This is a genomic window from Streptomyces sp. NPDC039423, assembly GCF_055598725.1.
In genome coordinates, this window is record NZ_JBVKAH010000002.1 from 463985 (window position 1) to 480208 (window position 16224).

Consider the following 16224-nt stretch of genomic DNA (forward strand, 5'->3'; position numbering starts at 1 on the left):
GTCTAGCAAAGTGATATCACTTTAACCGCCGTGGCAACCCTTCGCGCCCCTGAGGAGTCGGTTCCCTTGTGACGGGTGCTCATTGTCACGTCCGGAAAAGACCGGATCCGTTGAGCTTTGTCAGTACCCGTGGTGTTAGTTTGCTGAGCTGATTTCCGTACACAGCAGAGCGGAGCGACGGAGCGATGGGTCGAGCGGGTGCGCGACAGGCGCGGGAACGCGGGGCGCGCGGGGCGAAGACCGAAGGCGGCGGCATGCGCCGCTTCTTCACCTGGAGGAGGCTGCTGGGCACCTTCTTCACGCTCTGCCTGCTCACCATGGGCGCGTTCTACGTGATCTACCTGCTGGTCCCGGTGCCGTCGGCCAACGCCCAGGCGACGATGCAGAGCAACGTCTACCGGTACAGCAACGGCAAGATCCTCGCCCGCACCGGCGAGATCAACCGCGAGATCGTCGGCCTGGAGAAGATCCCGGACCCGGTGGAGAAGGCGTTCGTCGCGGCCGAGAACAAGAGCTTCTACCAGGACTCCGGCGTCGACTTCATGGGCACCGCCCGCGGTGTGCTCAACACCGTGACCGGCAAGGGCAAGCAGGGCGGCTCGACCATCACCCAGCAGTACGTCAAGAACTACTACCTGGACCAGGACCAGACGGTCACCCGCAAGCTCAAGGAGCTGGTGATCTCCCTCAAGGTCGACCAGAACATGAAGAAGCCGGAGATCCTCGCCGGCTACATGAACACCAGCTACTACGGCCGCGGCGCGTACGGCATCCAGGCCGCCGCCCAGGCCTACTACGGCGTCGACGCCGAGAAGCTGACCGTCTCCCAGGGCGCCTACCTCGCGGCGCTCCTCCAGGCCCCCAACCAGTACGACTGGGCCATCGCGAGCTCCACCGGCCGCAAGCTGGCCAAGGAGCGCTGGAACTACGTCCTCGACAACATGGTCGAGGAGGGCTGGCTGAGCCGCTCCGAGCGCACCGTCCAGAAGTTCCAGGTGCCGCAGGCGCCGAAGGCCGCCCCCGGCATGGAGGGCCAGACCGGCTACATCGTGGCCGCCGCCAAGCAGGAGATGATGAACCAGGGCCTCAGCGAGGAGGCCATCGACGCCGGCGGCTGGGACATCACCCTCAACATCGACGAGAAGCGGCAGAAGAAGCTCGTCAAGGCGGTCGACGAGCAGCTCGAGGACCACCTCGACCGCAAGGAGAACAAGGTCGACGCGACGGTCCAGGCCGGCGCCACCTCGGTCGACCCCAAGACGGGCAGCGTCGTCGCGCTGTACGGCGGCGTCGGCGCCACCGAGCACTGGATGTCCAACGCCACCCGCCGCGACTTCCAGCCCGCCTCCACCTTCAAGCCCCTGGTCTTCGCCTCCGCCCTGGAGAACGGCGCCGAGACCCAGGACGGCGCCGAGATCGGCCTCAACACGACCTACGACGGCACCAGCCGCCGCCCGGTCGAGGGCAGCGAGACGCCCTTCGCCCCGCAGAACGAGGACGACCGCAGCTACGGCCCGGTCACCGTCCAGGAGGCGATGAACAAGTCCATCAACTCCGTCTTCGCCCAGATGATCGTGGACGCCGAGCCCGCCGAGGTGAAGAAGACCGCGCTGTCGCTCGGCATGAAGGACGGCGACGGCTTCGTCGAGCAGCCCGCGATGTCCCTCGGCACCATGGGCGCCTCGACCTGGGACATGGCGGGGGTGTACGCCACCCTCGACAACCACGGCAAGAAGGTCACCCCGACCATCGTGAAGTCCGCCGAGCACAAGGACCGGACCTTCGAGCGCCGGATCGCGCCGGTGGGCGACCGGGTGATCAGCCGGCAGACCGCCGACACCGTCACCTCCGCCCTCACCGGCGTGGTGCGCAACGGTTCCGGCCACGAGGCGAACACCTCCGCGTACCAGGCGGCCGGCAAGACGGGCACCTCGGAGAACAACAAGTCGGCCTGGTTCGCCGGCTACACACCCGAACTGACCACCGTCGTGGCCCTCTTCGGCGAGGACGCCGACAAGGGCAAGCAGGTCACCCTGACCGGCACCGCCAACTCCGGACGCGCCAACGGCGGTGGCTTCCCCGCCCGCATCTGGGCCGACTACACGCTGGGCGCCCTGGACGGCGGCTCGGACGCCCGCTTCGACCTGGACGTCGCCGAGTCGGCGCCCTCCCTGCCGGACCCGACGGCCACGCCCACGGAGGAGCCGACCGAGACGGAGTCGCCCACCGAGGAGCCGGACGAGACCGAGTCGCCCACCGAGGACCCGGCCCCGACGCGCACGCCCTCCACCCCCACCCGCACGCCGACGGTGCCCACCCCCACGCAGACCCCCACGGGCGAGCCGACCGACGGTGGCGAGCTGGGCGGCGCCACGGGCGGTGACGACGGCGGCGGCGACCCGACCGGTGACCCGGCCGACGGCGGCACCGAGGGCGACCTCAAGCCGCCCAAGCCGTGACGCGCGGCTGACGGAGCACGACGAAGGCGGCCGGGTCCCTCGCGGAGGGAGCCCGGCCGCCTTCGTACCGTACGGGGGCCGCTCAGATCCTGGTCGGCAGCTCGAACCAGACCACCTTGCCGGTCGACAGCCGGGTCGCACCCCACCGCCGGGCCAGCCGGTTCACCAGGAACAGGCCGCGACCGCCCTCGTCGGTGTCCCGCGCCCGCCGCTGGCGCGGGAGCTGCGGGGAGTCGTCCCCGACCTCGCAGCGCAGCACGTCCGTCCGCAGCAGCCGCAGCGTCACCGGCCGCTCCGCGTACCGCACCGCGTTGGTGACCACCTCGCTCACCAGCAGCTCCACGCTGTCCGACAGCTCCTCCAGGTCCCAGCGGGCCAGCGCGCGCCGGGCCAGGCGCCGCGCCCGGCCGGGGGCCTGCTCCTCCGGCTCCAGGAACCAGTAGGCGACGTCGCTCGGCGCGATCCCGTCGAAGCGGGCGGCGAGCAGCGCGATGTCGTCGTCCCGGTCGCCGGGCCCGAGCATGTCGAGCACGTCGTCGCAGAGCGCCTCCAGCGGCGGGGAGTGGTCCGGGCCGGTCAACTGGGCGGTGGCGGCCAGCCGTTCGCGGAGCTGCTCTATGCCCGTCCACACGTCGCGCAGCCGTGACTCCACGAGCCCGTCGGTGTAGAGGAGCAGGGTCGCCCCGGCGGGGGCGTCCAGCTCGACCGCCTCGAAGTCCACGCCGCCCACGCCGATGGGCGCGCCCGGCGGGACGCGCAGCACCTCCGCCCGGCCGCCGAGGTGGAGCAGTATCGGCGGCGGGTGGCCCGCGTTGGCGATGGTGATGCGGTGCGCGACCGGGTCGTACACCGCGTACAGGCAGGTCGCCATGCGGTTCTCGCCGAGCCGCTGGGCCTGCTCGTCGAGGTGGTGCAGCACCTCCTGCGGCGGCAGGTCGAGCCCGGCGAGGGTCTGCGCGGTGGTGCGTAGCTGGCCCATGATCGCGGCGGACGTCATGGAGTGGCCCATGACGTCACCCACGACCAGGGCGACCCGGCTGCCGGGCAGCGGGATGGCGTCGTACCAGTCGCCGCCGACCCGGGCGGTCTCGGCCGCCGGGAGGTAGCGGGAGGCCAGCTTCACCCCGGTCGGCTGCGGCAGGTTCTCCGGCAGCATGGTCCGCTGGAGCTCGTCGGCGATGTACGCCTCGCGCCCGTACAGCACCGCCTTGTCGATGCCGAGCGCCGTGTGCGTCGCCAGCTGGGCGGCGACCAGCAGGTCGTTCTGCTCGAACGGCGGCCGGTCCGGGCGGCGCAGGAAGACGGCGGCGCCGATCACCCGCCGCCGGCCGCGCAGCGGCGCCAGGATCGCCCGGTGCCCGGACGGTACGCAGCGCCCGTCGCCGAGCAGTTCGGGCAGGGCGGCCCGGGCGGCCGCCGAGTCGCCGAAGACCGGGCGTACGCCACGGAGCACCTCGGCGAGCGCGCCGCCGGCCTGGACCTCGCACAGCTCGGCCGCCGGGCCGAGGTCGAGGTCGGTGTCCTGGTCGGCCGCGGAGAGGCCGAAGTCGGAGTCGTCCTCCGTTAAACGCAGCCGGTCGGTACGGCGGAGCCGGAGGACGAACGGGTCGACCGGCCGCTCGTCGCCGACCGGGAGCGGGTCGCGCAGGTAGACGAGGATGGCGTCGGAGAACGTCGGCACGGTGGCCCGGCACAGGCCCAGCACGATCTCGTCCAGGTCGATGCCGCGGGCGATCCGGCGCGTGGCCGCGCCCACGAAGCGCAGCCGGTCGCCCTCGCGCCGGGTGGCCGCCACCGGCTCCGGGCCGGTGCCCGGCACCGTCCCGCCTTGGGCGGGCAGCCCGGCGGGCGGGCCCGCGGGTCCGGCGGGCGCGCCGCCCTGGCCGGCCGCCGGTACGCGTCCGTCCGGTCCGGCGCCCGGGCCCGCCCCGGATCCCGCGCCCGGCGCCGCACCGGGACCCGCGGCCTGGGCGGCGGCCCCCGCGGTGTGCCCGGGGGTGCCGGTGCCGTGCCCGGGGGCGCCCGCCGTGTGCCGGGCCGTGCCGGTGCCGGGCGCGCCGTGGCCCGGGGCCCCTCCGGTGTGCCCGGACGGTCCGCGTCCCGGTCCGCCGTGGCCGGCCGGTGCGGGCCCGGCGGGTGCGGCGGCTATCGGGGACGACGGGACCGGGGCGGTACCCGCGCGGGGCGCGGACACGGGCGGCGCGGCGGGGGACGGAGGCGTCTCCTGCCGCGGCCGGGTGCGTTCCTGCGGCCGGGCAGCCAGCGGCTGTCGGCCTTCGTGGGAGGTGGGATGCTCCGTCACGCGTGGGGTTCCGTCCGTCCGGGCCGGTAGTGCGATGAGATCGCTCTGTCAGGCGCTATACCCGCTCTGAGGGCGGCGTCGACAAGGGGGGACGTATCCGGGCACGGATCAGGCACGGCTCCACCCCCTCACTGGATGACTTACGGTCAGTTCCTGTTCTCTGCTCAGTCGTTACTGCTCCGCGAATGTGCGGAGGACGATCCTACGTTTGCACCCCAGGGGCGCATCAAGGGTCTCACGGAGCCGTGTGCGCCGGGGTGCGATCCCAGTCGGCGGGCAATTCCGGAACCGTCCAGTCCGGGTTCGGGCGCCAATCCTCCCAGCCGTCCGCGAACGGCGTGCCCCAGGCGCGGATCACCTCGACCGCCGCCCGCCCGGCCGCCCGCACCCGCCGGGCCTGCGCCGGGCCCATCAGGCCGCTCCGCTGCGCCTGGGCGAACTCGTCCTCGTCGCGCCACAGCCAACTACGATCGGGGTACACCGAGATGTCCAGGTAGTGGTCCTCGGAGTCCACGCCGTCCGCCCATCGGGTGCGTGGTTCCTCCAGGTTGACGTACCAGCTCCGGAAGTGCCATCCGTGGTCCCAGAACAGCCACACCGACCACGGCTCGTCCGGCCGGGCCAGCTTCAGCACCCCGGCGCCCTCCCAGCGGGTGCGCGCCGTGGTGCGCGGCGCGGTGTACCGGGTGGCGAGCGGCTCCTCGTGGACGGGGCTGCCGTCGGCGAGCACCGGCTTGACGCACTCGGTGCCCGGTGCCATCCACACGGCGAGCAGGTCGTCGGTGTCCTGGACGACGGTCACGGGCCGGCAGATGTGGATGTGCCCGTCCCCGTTGTCGCGGTAGCGCCACAGGATCCGCGCACCCGGTGCCCAGCGCGCGTCGCCGGAGCGCGCCCCTCTCCCTGTCGTCGTCTCGGCTGTCATGCGCAGATCCTAGAGGGGCGCCGCCGGCCCCGCCGCGATCCGGATCACGGCCGGGGGGCCCGGCGGCCGGCGGCCCGGCCGGCCGGGGCGCGGTCAGGGCCGGGTCATCCGCAGGACGTCGAGCGCCTCGTCGAGCTGCTGGAGCGTCAGGTCGCCGCGCTCCACGTACCCCGACGCGATGACGACCTCGCGGATCGTCCGGCGTTCGGCGAGGGCCTTCTTGGCGACCTTCGCCGCCTCCTCGTATCCGATGTACTTGTTGAGCGGGGTCACCACCGACGGGGACGACTCGGCGTACTCGCGCGCCCGCTCGGCGTTGGCGGTGACGCCGTCGACGGTACGGTCCGCCAGCAGGCGCGCGGCGTTGGCCAGCAGCCGGATCGACTCCAGCAGGTTCTTGGCGATGACCGGCAGCATGACGTTCAGCTCGAAGTTCCCGGCCGCGCCGGCCGCCGCGACCGTGGCGTCGTTGCCCGTCACCTGGGCGGCCACCATCAGGACCGCCTCCGGGATCACCGGATTGACCTTCCCGGGCATGATCGACGAGCCGGGCTGGAGGTCGGGCAGGTTGATCTCCGCGAGACCGGTGCGGGGCCCGGACGCCATCCACCGCAGGTCGTTGCAGATCTTGGTGAGCGAGACCGCGATCGTACGGAGCTGTCCCGACGTCTCCACGAGCCCGTCGCGCGCGCCCTGCGCCTCGAAGTGGTCGCGGGCCTCGGTCAGCGGCAGCCCGGTCGCGGCGGCGACCTCGGCGATGACGGCGGCGGAGAAACCGGGCGGCGTGTTGATGCCGGTGCCGACCGCCGTACCGCCCAGCGGCAGCTCGGCCAGGCGGGGCAGCGAGGCGCGCAGCCGCTCGACCCCGTACCGGACCTGGGCGGCGTAACCGCCGAACTCCTGTCCGAGGGTGACCGGGGTCGCGTCCATCAGGTGCGTACGCCCGGACTTGACGACGTCGGCGAACTCGGCCGATTTCCGCTCCAGCGCGCCCGCCAGGTGCTCCAGCGCCGGGATCAGGTCCCTGGTCACGGCGGCGGTGGCGGCGATGTGGATGGAGGAGGGGAAGACGTCGTTGGACGACTGGGACGCGTTGACGTGGTCGTTGGGGTGGACGGCGTCCGGCCGGCCGAGGCGCTCACCGGCGAGGGTGGCCAGCACCTCGTTGGTGTTCATGTTGGACGACGTGCCCGAACCGGTCTGGAAGACGTCCACGGGAAAGTGCTCGTCCCAGCGGCCCTCGGCCACCTCGGCGGCGGCCGCGACGATGGCCCCGGCGACCTTCTCGTCCAGGACGCCCAGCTCCGCGTTCACCTTCGCGGCGGCGGCCTTGATGCGGGCCAGCGCCTCGATGTGCGCGCGCTCCAGGCGCTGCCCGGAAACGGGGAAGTTCTCCACCGCCCGCTGCGTCTGGGCACGCCACTTGGCGTGCGCGGGGACGCGGATCTCACCCATGGAGTCGTGTTCGATCCGGTGGTCCTGCTGGTCGTCACTCATCACGTCAACCTCCTGTGAAAGTTGAGCACTTGTCTGGTTCTGCGTATTCCCAAGCTCCGTACCGGCCAGTAAAAACCGTGGGTAACCCCACTTCCAGGAGGCGCAATGACGCGCACCGGTACCAGAGCCGGGTTCGGACTCCGATGCACGGTCGCGGCCGCGGCCGCGTTCGCCGCCGCTCTCGGCGGGACGACCGCGGCGACCGCGGCGGACGCGGTGCCGGCGGCGGACGCGGCGACCGCTCCCCGTACCACCGCATCCGTACCACTGTCGCCCGAGCTGGAGGCGATCCGCGCCGCCGAGGCCACCAAGCTGTACGGCAGTCCCGCCGAACGGCCGCTCGCCGACCGGAAGACCGGACTGGTCTCGCTCGGCGACAGCGAGATATCCGGCGAGGGCGTCGGCACCTACGAGCCCCCGACCAACGGCCCCGACAACTGGTGCCACCGCTCGCCCGGCGCGGCCATCCACCGCACCGGAATCCCCGCCGACGTCACCTACAACGTCTCCTGCTCCGGCGCCGCCACGCCCAACATCCGCATCGGCGGCGGCAAGCAGTACGCCGACGAACTCGTCCAGAGCGACAATCTCGCCATCAAGGCCAGGAACACCCGCGTCAAGATGGTGCTCCTGGTGGCCGGCGCCAACGACGACCTCCAGTTCGGTCCCGTGATGACCGACTGCGTCACCCGCTACCTCACCCTCCAGGGCCCGTGCGAGCCCAAGTACGCCCCCGGGTGGCAGGCCCGCGTCGACGCCCTCGTCCCCAAGGTCGAGCAGACGATCCGGGACCTGCGCACCGTGATGCGCGACGCCGGGTACGCCGACGGCGACTACAAGCTCGTCGTCATGGGCTACCCCAGCCCCATCGGCCCCGACTTCCGCGACAACCCCGGCTTCCCCGGCAAGCTCGCCTGCGGCGGCCTCGGGTACGACTCCGACACCGTCTGGGGCCGCGACACCGCCGTACCCGCCTTCGAGCGCGGCATGCGGCGCGCCGCCGCGAACACCGGGGCGTTCTTCCTGGACAACTCACGGCTCTTCCACGGGCACGAGGTGTGCATGGAGGACACCTGGGCCCGCGGCCTCTACATCGACCTGTCCAAGCCCGGGCTGCCGGACGAGAACTCCGTGCGGCAGTCCTTCCACCCCAACGCGGCCGGTCACGCCGCCTTCGCCTCCTGCCTGACCCAGTTCTACGCGGCGGGCGTCCGTGAGGCCGGCTGCGCCGACCCCGCGTCGACCGGCAAGCCCGTCCTGGTGCCGGGGGCGTGGGACGACGGGTTCGTCCCGCTGCGGGGCGAGGCCACCGGCACCTGCGTCGACGTCACCGGGGCGGTCACCCGCAACGGCACGGCGGTCGGCGGCTGGGACTGCCACGGGGGCCGCAACCAGGACTGGTGGTACGACCCGGCGCGCGGGTCCGTCCACACGGCGCTGACCCACGACCGGTGCCTGGACGTCCCCGGCGCCGTGTACCAGGCGGGCAGGGCGCTGGTCCTGTGGAACTGCTCGGGCGCGGCCAATCAGCGCTTCGTCCGCGAGGGCGCGACCCTGCGCCCGGCGGCGGCGCCGTCCCTGTGCCTCACCCTCGCCGCGCCCCGGGACCCGCTGCGGCTCCAGGCGTGCGACGGGACGGCGAAGCAGCGGTTCGTCTAGCCCGGACACGCGGACGGGCCCGGCCACCGTGCTGGTGGCCGGGCCCGTACCCGTACCCGTACGCACGCGCACGCGTGCCCGGACCCGACCGGACCCGGGGACCGCGCTACGCGAGGCCGGGACCGCGCACCGGGATGGTCGTGAACGTCGGGGCGGGCGCCGGGTCCTGGAAGAAGTCGTTGCCCTTGTCGTCGACCACGATGAACGCCGGGAAGTCCTCGACCTCGATCTTCCAGACCGCCTCCATGCCGAGCTCCTCGTACTCGACGACCTCGACCTTCTTGATGCAGTCCTGGGCGAGGCGGGCCGCCGGGCCGCCGATCGAGCCCAGGTAGAAGCCGCCGTGCGTGCCGCACGCGTCGGTGACCTTCTGGGAGCGGTTGCCCTTGGCCAGCATGACCTTGGAGCCGCCCGCCGCCTGGAACTGCTCCACGTAGGAGTCCATGCGGCCGGCCGTCGTCGGGCCGAAGGAACCGGAGGCGTAGCCCTCCGGGGTCTTGGCGGGACCGGCGTAGTACACCGGGTGGTCCTTCAGGTACTGCGGCATCTCCTCGCCCGCGTCCAGCCGCTCCTTGATCTTGGCGTGCGCGATGTCGCGCGCCACGACCAGCGGACCGGTCAGCGACAGCCGGGTCTTGACCGGGTACTTGGTCAGCTCGGCGAGGATGTCGTCCATCGGCTGGTTGAGGTCGATCTCGACGACGTCCCCGGACTCGTCCAGGTGCTCGTCGGTGGTGTCCGGCAGGAAGCGCGCCGGGTCGGTCTCCAGCTGCTCCAGGAAGACGCCCTCCGCGGTGATCTTCGCGACGGCCTGGCGGTCGGCCGAGCAGGAGACGGCGATGGCGACCGGGCAGGACGCGCCGTGCCGGGGCAGGCGGACCACGCGGACGTCGTGGCAGAAGTACTTGCCGCCGAACTGCGCGCCGATGCCGATCTTCTGCGTCAGCTCGAAGACCTTCTCCTCCAGCTCCTTGTCACGGAAGCCGTGGCCGAGGATCGAGCCCTCCTCCGGCAGCTCGTCCAGGTAGTGCGCGGAGGCGTACTTCGCGGTCTTCAGCGCGAACTCGGCGGAGGTGCCGCCGACGACGATCGCCAGGTGGTACGGCGGGCAGGCGGCCGTACCGAGGGAGCGGATCTTCTCCTCCAGGAACGTCATCATGGACGCCTCGTTGAGGACCGCCTTGGTCTCCTGGTACAGGAACGACTTGTTGGCCGAGCCGCCGCCCTTCGCCATGAACAGGAACTTGTACGCGCCGCCGTCGGTCGCGTACAGCTCGATCTGCGCGGGGAGGTTGGAGCCGGTGTTCTTCTCCTCCCACATGGTGAGCGGAGCCATCTGCGAGTAGCGCAGGTTGAGGTTCTTGTACGCGTCGTAGACGCCGCGCGACAGCGCCTTCTCGTCCTCGCCCGCGGTCAGGACGTTCTGCCCGCGCTTGCCCATGACGATCGCCGTACCGGTGTCCTGGCACATGGGCAGGACGCCGGCGGCCGCGATGTTGGCGTTCTTGAGCAGGTCGAGCGCGACGAACTTGTCGTTGCTCGACGCCTCCGGGTCGTCGATGATCTTGCGGAGCTGCGCGAGGTGCGCCGGGCGGAGGTAGTGCTGGATGTCGTGGATCGCCTCCTCGGCGAGCTTGCGCAGCGCCTCGGGCTCGACCTTGAGGAACGTACGGCCGTCGGCCTCGAAGGTGGAGACACCCTCGGCGGTCACCAGCCGGTAGGGCGTGGTGTCCTCTCCCAGCGGGAGCAGATCGGAGTACTGAAACTCTGGCATTGCGGCCATTCCTCACTCGGCAGACGGCGACGCGGCCTCCGTTGGCAGCGCGCCCACAAGCGTAGAACGCCCCGGGGCGCCCGGACCTGTGAGGTAAGGCTCAGTTCCGGGCGCGGACCCCTAGTCGCGATGTATCGCGTTTCGCTAGGCTGGATCCGTGGACCTCGAGAAGCAGCCCCAGAAGCCGGCCGCGCCCGCCGCACCGGCCACCCCGGCCGAGCCCGCCGAGCCCGCACTCCGCGCCTCGGACGCCGACCGGGACCGGATCGCGGACATCCTGCGGGAGGCCCTGGCCGAGGGCCGGCTCGACGCGGAGGAGCACGCCGAGCGCGTCGACGCCGTGTACCGCGCCAAGACGGTCGGGGAGCTCCAGCCCCTGGTCCGGGACCTGCCGGCCGCCCGCCCCGCGCCGGAGGCGCCGGCCCAGGAGGCGTACGCGTACGACGGCGACGGCCCGGCGGTGCCGGCCGACAGGCTGGTCGCCGTCCTCTCCAGCACCACGCGCCGGGGGCGCTGGCGCGTCGGGCGGCGGACCACCGCGTTCGCCCTCTTCGGCAGCGTCGAGATCGACCTCAGCGAGGCGGTCTTCACCCAGCGCCTGACCACGATCGACGCCGTCTCCGTCTTCGGCAGCGTCGAGGTCCGTGTCCCCGAGAACGTCACGCTGCGGGGCGGCGGCACCGGAGTCCTCGGCAACTTCGAGGTGGCCGGGCTGGAGGCCGGCGACCCCGAGGCGCCGGTCGTCGTGATCAACGGGTACGCGGTCCTGGGCAACGTGGAGGCGCGGCCCCGGCGCGGTGCGTTCCTCGCCGACCTGCACCACAAACTCCGTAAGCACATGGGGGGTTGAGCCGCGCGGCCGGTTCGCGGCGGTGGGAATCCCGCCACTCGGAACGGAGCGCCACGCAGTGCATAGGCGCGCGCACAGCGGGTAGGGCTTGCTGCATCGTCTCTCGCTCGCGAAGCCGTCGTCAGGAGTAGACCGTGCTGCAACTGCCGCCCCAGCCCCTCCAGGTCGCCGCCGCCGCCTCCTCCTCCCAGCGTCTTCCGGCGCGGGAGGACCAGGCCGGTCCGTGGCACTCGGAGGCGGTGTGCCGCCGGGACGAAGCAGGCCTGTTCTTCGCCCCTTCCAAGGAGCCGACGGCCGCCCGGCTGGCGCGTGAGGAGGCCGCGAAGCGGGTCTGCGCCCGCTGCCCGGTCATGGTCGAGTGCAGGGAGCACGCGCTGCTCCAGCCCGAGCCGTACGGCGTCTGGGGCGGCCTGACGGCGGCCGAGCGGCGCGTGGTGCTGGCCCGCCGCCGGCGCCGCGAGGTGGAGCTGAAGAAGGCCGCCTCGACCGGCCCCCGTATCGCCGCCGCCGGCTGACGCCGCGGTCCGGGCCCGGCACCGGGAGGCCCGGCACCCGCCGCCGGGCGTCCCGCCCGTGGCGGTGGCGCGAACGGAGAGGGGCGCTTCCCCCGCACAGGGGAGCGCCCCGTTTTCCGTTGCCCGCGCGGACCGCCCGGACTGCTTCGCGCCGCGCGGACTACTTCGCGCGGTCGAAGTCGATCTGGCTGTACGCGCGCAGCTTGGACAGCCGGTGCGTCGAGTCGATCTGCCGGATCGTGCCCGACTTCGAGCGCATGACCAGCGACGACGTGGTCGCCGTCTCCGCGCGGTAGCGCACGCCGCGCAGCAGCTCGCCGTCCGTGATGCCGGTCGCGACGAAGAACACGTTGTCCCCGCTGACCAGGTCGTTGGTGGACAGCACACGGTCCAGGTCGTGACCCGCGTCGAGGGCGCGCTGCCGCTCCTCGTCGTCCTTGGGCCACAGCTTGCCCTGGATCACACCGCCCAGGCACTTGATCGCACAGGCGCTGATGATGCCCTCGGGCGTACCGCCGATGCCCATCAGCAGGTCCACGCCCGTTCCCTCGCGCACCGCCATGATCGAACCGGCCACGTCGCCGTCCGAGATGAACTTGATGCGCGCGCCGGTCTCGCGGATCTCCTTGACGATGCCCTCGTGGCGCGGGCGGTCCAGGATGACGACCGTGACGTCCTCGGGGGAGGAGTGCTTCGCCTTGGCGACCCGGCGGATGTTCACGGACACCGGGGCGTTGATGTCGACGTAGTCGGCGGCCTCCGGGCCGGTGACGAGCTTGTCCATGTAGAAGACCGCGGACGGGTCGAACATGGTGCCGCGGTCGGCGGCCGCCAGCACGGCGATCGCGTTCGGCATGCCCTTCGCGGTGAGCGTGGTGCCGTCGATCGGGTCCACGGCGATGTCGCACTCGGCGCCGGTCCCGTCGCCGACGCGCTCGCCGTTGAACAGCATCGGGGCTTCGTCCTTCTCGCCCTCACCGATCACGACGACACCGTTCATCGACACGGTGGAGACCAGGGTCCGCATGGCCCGTACCGCCGCGCCGTCGGCGCCGTTCTTGTCGCCCCGGCCCACCCAGCGGCCGGCGGCCATGGCGGCGGCCTCGGTCACCCGGACCAGCTCGAGGGCCAGGTTGCGGTCCGGAGCCTCGGGCGAGACCTCGAGCTCGGACGGCAGATGATTGTCGGTCATCGGAACGCACCTTTCTGTACGGCGACGGCCGCAAGGGAGAAGAGGGTGCTGCGACTCTATCGGTAGGTCGACATATTGAGCAGAGGGGCCCACGTATGAGCAGGCCACCCTGATGCGACCATAGGGGGCGTGGCAGGTATGCGTGGCAAGCAGACAGTGCGCGGGATGTTCCAGTCGATGGCGGTCATCCTCGCCGCCGGGGGCGTGATGTACCTCTTCATCCCCCACGACGACAAGGCGGACCCGATCAAGCCGGTCGACTACCGGATCGAGCTGGTGACGGCCCAGCGCGCGGCGCCGTACCCGGTGCTGGCGCCCGAGGGGCTGGGCGGGGACTGGACGCCGACCTCGGTGGCGTACGACCGCGAGGACGGCGACGCCTGGCACCTCGGCTTCCTGACGCCCGACCGGCAGTACGTGGCGGTCGAGCAGTCGACGGCCGGTGCGGAGAAGTACATCGCCGAGGTGACCCACGAGGCGCGCGACACGGGCCGGACGCAGACGGTGGCGGGCCGGGTCTGGCAGCGCTGGGAGGGCCCGAAGTACGACGCGCTGGTGCTGCGCGACAAGGGCGTCACGACCGTGGTGACCGGCACGGCGGCCCCGGAGCAGCTCGCCCGGGTGGCGACGGCGCTCCGGCCGGCGGAGAAGGCCCCGGCGGAGAAGGCCCCGGCGGAGAAGGCGTAGGGGGCGTACGGCGACGGCCCCGGGCACCAGGGGGGATGGTGCGCGGGGCCGTCGGTCCGTGGGCCGCCGTCCGCGGTGCGCGATGACACGGCGGTGGTGCGGCCGGAGGCGATGCCTCCGGGGGCCTGGTCTCAGACGGTGGTGATGACCTCGTCGTACGCCAGTCGCGGGCTGCGCGGGAACGAGGCGCCCTCGCCCGGCTTGCCGATGTTGACGATCATCAGCGGGGTGTGGTCGTCGTCCAGGAACTCCTTCTGCACGCCCGCGAAGTCGAAGCCCGTCATCGGGCCGGCGGCGAGACCGGCGGCGCGCACGCCGACGATGAAGTACGCGGCCTGGAGCGCGGCGTTCAGACCGGCGGCCTGCTCACGGGCCGGGCGCTCCGAGAAGAACACGTCCTTCGCCTGCGGGAAGTGCGGGAACAGGTTCGGGAGCTCCTCGTGGAACTCGTTGTCCGCGGCGAGGATCGCGACGAGGGGGGCCGACGCGGTCTTGGGCTGGTTGCCCTCCGCCATGAGCGGGACCAGGCGCTCGCGGGCCTCGGCGGAGCGGACGAGGACGATGCGCAGCGGCGACTGGTTGAAGGCCGTGGGCCCGAACTTGACCAGGTCGTAGATCGCCTGGACCTGCTCCTCGGTGACCGGCTCGTCGGTGAAGGTGTTCGCGGTACGGGCCTCGCGGAAGAGGAGGTCCTGGGCGGCGGGGTCGAGAACGAGGGACATGCGGCGTGCCTTTCGGAGGAGCAAAGGATCAAGCGATGCGCACCACCGTACGCCCGAGATAGGTTAAGTTTCAACTAAACGAGTCGACGGAGGGGCATGACGTCTCTCACACGCCGCTTCCGGAGGCTCACTCCTCCTGCTCGGCCGCCCGCTCCCCGTCCTCTTCCCCGGCCAGCGCCGCGTCGAGCCGGGCCCGCGCCCCCTCCAGCCAGCGGCGGCACACCTTGGCCAGCTCCTCGCCCCGCTCCCACAGGGCGAGCGACTCCTCCAGCGTCGTGCCGCCCGCCTCCAGTCGGCGCACGACCTCGATCAACTCGTCGCGCGCCTGCTCGTACCCGATCGCCGTTTCCGTCGTGTTGGCTGCCATGCGCTCCAGCCTAAGGGCGGGGTACGACACCCTCGGCGGCCACGCGCACCGGGAAGTCGCCCCCCGCCACCCGGGCCCGCAGCTCCTCGTCCGCCGCGACCTCCTCCGGGGCCCTGACCACCGAGCCGTCCGCCCGCTGGAGCACGGCGTATCCCCGCCGGAGCGTCGCCGCCGGCGAAAGCCCCACCACGCGCGCGTGCGTGTGCGCCAGTTCGGAGTCCGCCCGGTCCAGCAGGTGCCCGAACACCCGGCGGCCGCGCGCCAGCAGCGCGTCGACCTCCGCCCCGCGCTCCTCGACCATCCGCCGCGGGTGCTCCATCACCGGCCGGGCCAGCGCATGCGCCAGGCCCCGCTCCTCGCGGTCGATCAGCCCCCGGACCGTGCGCAGCGCCCGGTCGCGCAGTGCCTGCACCCGGTCCAGCTCCTCGCCCACGTCCGGGACCACCTTCTTGGCCGCGTCGGTGGGGGTGGACGCCCGCAGGTCCGCCACCAGGTCCAGCAGCGGGGAGTCCGGTTCGTGCCCGATCGCCGACACCACCGGCGTACGGCACTCGCCGACCGCCCGGACGAGCTGCTCGTCCGAGAACGGCAGCAGGTCCTCCACGCTGCCGCCCCCGCGCGCGACGATGATCACGTCCACGTCCGGCAGCGCGTCCAGCTCCTTGACCGCCCGCACGACCTGCGGCACGGCGTGGACGCCCTGCACCGCCACGTTCCGCACCTCGAAGCGGACCGCGGGCCAGCGCCGCCGCGCGTTCTCCAGCACGTCCCGCTCGGCGGCCGAGGCGCGGCCGCACACCAGGCCGACGAGCTGCGGCAGGAACGGCAGTGGCTTCTTGCGGTCGAGCGCGAACAGCCCCTCGGCGCCCAGCGACCGCTTCAGCATCTCCAGCCGGGCCAGCAGCTCCCCGATCCCGACCGGCTTCATCTCGGCCGCCCGCAGCGACAACTGCCCGCGCGGGGCGTACCACTCCGGCTTGGCGTGCACCACGACCCGGGCGCCCTCGGACACCACGTCCGCGACCGCGTCGAACACCTGCCGGTAGCAGGTGACGCTCACGGAGATGTCGTACGACGGGTCGCGCAGCGTCATGAACACGACCCCCGCCCCGGGGCGCCGCGACAACTGGGTGATCTGCCCCTCCACCCAGACGGCACCCAGCCGGTCGATCCATCCACCGATGAGCCGCGAGACCTCACCGACGGGCAGGGGAGCTTCGGCAGACGTATGCAGAGCCATGCGGCCGAGCGTACGCGCCGCCTACGACAGCCCCC

Annotated in this window: 13 protein-coding genes; 5 read left to right on the plus strand and 8 right to left on the minus strand. The window is 72.3% G+C overall.

The window, feature by feature from the left end:
- Window positions 1-185: 185 nt before the first annotated feature.
- Window positions 186-2459: a transglycosylase domain-containing protein gene (locus tag ACZ7LK_RS08175; RefSeq protein ID WP_471139043.1), complete on the plus strand. Its 2274-nt coding sequence runs from the start codon at window positions 186-188 to the stop codon at window positions 2457-2459.
- Window positions 2460-2541: 82 nt separating this feature from the next.
- Here the strand turns inward: ACZ7LK_RS08175 and ACZ7LK_RS08180 are convergent, their stop codons facing one another.
- From ACZ7LK_RS08180 to ACZ7LK_RS08190, 3 genes are all read right to left on the minus strand, one after another.
- Complete coding sequence (locus ACZ7LK_RS08180) at window positions 2542-4761, minus strand: SpoIIE family protein phosphatase (RefSeq protein WP_471139045.1); 2220 nt, start codon at window positions 4759-4761, stop codon at window positions 2542-2544.
- A gap of 235 nt (window positions 4762-4996) precedes the next feature.
- Window positions 4997-5686, minus strand: a complete 690-nt coding sequence (gene fomD / locus ACZ7LK_RS08185) for a cytidylyl-2-hydroxypropylphosphonate hydrolase (protein WP_392272274.1) — start codon at window positions 5684-5686, stop codon at window positions 4997-4999.
- Window positions 5687-5779: 93 nt separating this feature from the next.
- On the minus strand, window positions 5780-7183 hold the full coding sequence (locus ACZ7LK_RS08190; protein WP_392272273.1) for a class II fumarate hydratase: 1404 nt from the start codon (window positions 7181-7183) through the stop codon (window positions 5780-5782).
- 105 nt (window positions 7184-7288) lie between these two features.
- Here ACZ7LK_RS08190 and ACZ7LK_RS08195 point away from each other — a divergent pair, with 105 nt between their 5' ends.
- Window positions 7289-8842: a ricin-type beta-trefoil lectin domain protein gene (locus ACZ7LK_RS08195; protein WP_392272272.1), complete on the plus strand. Its 1554-nt coding sequence runs from the start codon at window positions 7289-7291 to the stop codon at window positions 8840-8842.
- Between the two features lie 106 nt (window positions 8843-8948).
- Here ACZ7LK_RS08195 and ACZ7LK_RS08200 read toward each other — a convergent pair whose 3' ends face one another.
- Window positions 8949-10616, minus strand: coding sequence for a fumarate hydratase (locus ACZ7LK_RS08200; protein WP_471139049.1), 1668 nt, complete (start codon window positions 10614-10616; stop codon window positions 8949-8951).
- A gap of 157 nt (window positions 10617-10773) precedes the next feature.
- On the opposite strand from ACZ7LK_RS08200, the gene ACZ7LK_RS08205 reads away from it, so the two are divergent.
- Together ACZ7LK_RS08205 and ACZ7LK_RS08210 are read left to right on the plus strand one after the other, a co-directional pair.
- On the plus strand, window positions 10774-11466 hold the full coding sequence (locus tag ACZ7LK_RS08205) for a DUF1707 SHOCT-like domain-containing protein (protein ID WP_471139052.1): 693 nt from the start codon (window positions 10774-10776) through the stop codon (window positions 11464-11466).
- A 134-nt stretch (window positions 11467-11600) separates the two neighbouring features.
- On the plus strand, window positions 11601-11981 hold the full coding sequence (locus ACZ7LK_RS08210) for a WhiB family transcriptional regulator (RefSeq protein WP_469462425.1): 381 nt from the start codon (window positions 11601-11603) through the stop codon (window positions 11979-11981).
- 160 nt (window positions 11982-12141) lie between these two features.
- Here ACZ7LK_RS08210 and glpX read toward each other — a convergent pair whose 3' ends face one another.
- Window positions 12142-13173: a class II fructose-bisphosphatase gene (gene glpX / locus ACZ7LK_RS08215; RefSeq protein ID WP_064068324.1), complete on the minus strand. Its 1032-nt coding sequence runs from the start codon at window positions 13171-13173 to the stop codon at window positions 12142-12144.
- A 129-nt stretch (window positions 13174-13302) separates the two neighbouring features.
- Here glpX and ACZ7LK_RS08220 point away from each other — a divergent pair, with 129 nt between their 5' ends.
- Window positions 13303-13860 (plus strand): DUF4245 domain-containing protein, encoded by a 558-nt coding sequence (locus tag ACZ7LK_RS08220; RefSeq protein ID WP_469462427.1) that lies wholly within the window; start codon window positions 13303-13305, stop codon window positions 13858-13860.
- Window positions 13861-13991: 131 nt separating this feature from the next.
- Here ACZ7LK_RS08220 and ACZ7LK_RS08225 read toward each other — a convergent pair whose 3' ends face one another.
- From ACZ7LK_RS08225 to xseA, 3 genes are all read right to left on the minus strand, one after another.
- Entirely contained in the window at window positions 13992-14582 is a 591-nt protein-coding gene (locus ACZ7LK_RS08225; RefSeq protein ID WP_392272267.1) for a malonic semialdehyde reductase, read from the minus strand.
- Between the two features lie 127 nt (window positions 14583-14709).
- On the minus strand, window positions 14710-14949 hold the full coding sequence (locus ACZ7LK_RS08230; protein WP_392272266.1) for an exodeoxyribonuclease VII small subunit: 240 nt from the start codon (window positions 14947-14949) through the stop codon (window positions 14710-14712).
- A 10-nt stretch (window positions 14950-14959) separates the two neighbouring features.
- Entirely contained in the window at window positions 14960-16189 is a 1230-nt protein-coding gene (xseA, locus tag ACZ7LK_RS08235; RefSeq protein ID WP_392272265.1) for an exodeoxyribonuclease VII large subunit, read from the minus strand.
- Window positions 16190-16224: the final 35 nt, after the last annotated feature.

Bases quoted from the DNA above. Each gene is read 5' to 3' on its own strand.
- ACZ7LK_RS08175 (WP_471139043.1), top strand. From the start codon at position 186: ATGGGTCGAGCGGGTGCGCGACAGGCGCGGGAACGCGGGGCGCGCGGG.
- fomD (WP_392272274.1), bottom strand. From the start codon at position 5,686: ATGACAGCCGAGACGACGACAGGGAGAGGGGCGCGCTCCGGCGACGCG.
- ACZ7LK_RS08195 (WP_392272272.1), top strand. From the start codon at position 7,289: ATGACGCGCACCGGTACCAGAGCCGGGTTCGGACTCCGATGCACGGTC.
- ACZ7LK_RS08190 (WP_392272273.1), bottom strand. From the start codon at position 7,183: ATGAGTGACGACCAGCAGGACCACCGGATCGAACACGACTCCATGGGT.
- glpX (WP_064068324.1), bottom strand. From the start codon at position 13,173: ATGACCGACAATCATCTGCCGTCCGAGCTCGAGGTCTCGCCCGAGGCT.
- ACZ7LK_RS08225 (WP_392272267.1), bottom strand. From the start codon at position 14,582: ATGTCCCTCGTTCTCGACCCCGCCGCCCAGGACCTCCTCTTCCGCGAG.
- xseA (WP_392272265.1), bottom strand. From the start codon at position 16,189: ATGGCTCTGCATACGTCTGCCGAAGCTCCCCTGCCCGTCGGTGAGGTC.
- ACZ7LK_RS08230 (WP_392272266.1), bottom strand. From the start codon at position 14,949: ATGGCAGCCAACACGACGGAAACGGCGATCGGGTACGAGCAGGCGCGC.
- ACZ7LK_RS08200 (WP_471139049.1), bottom strand. From the start codon at position 10,616: ATGCCAGAGTTTCAGTACTCCGATCTGCTCCCGCTGGGAGAGGACACC.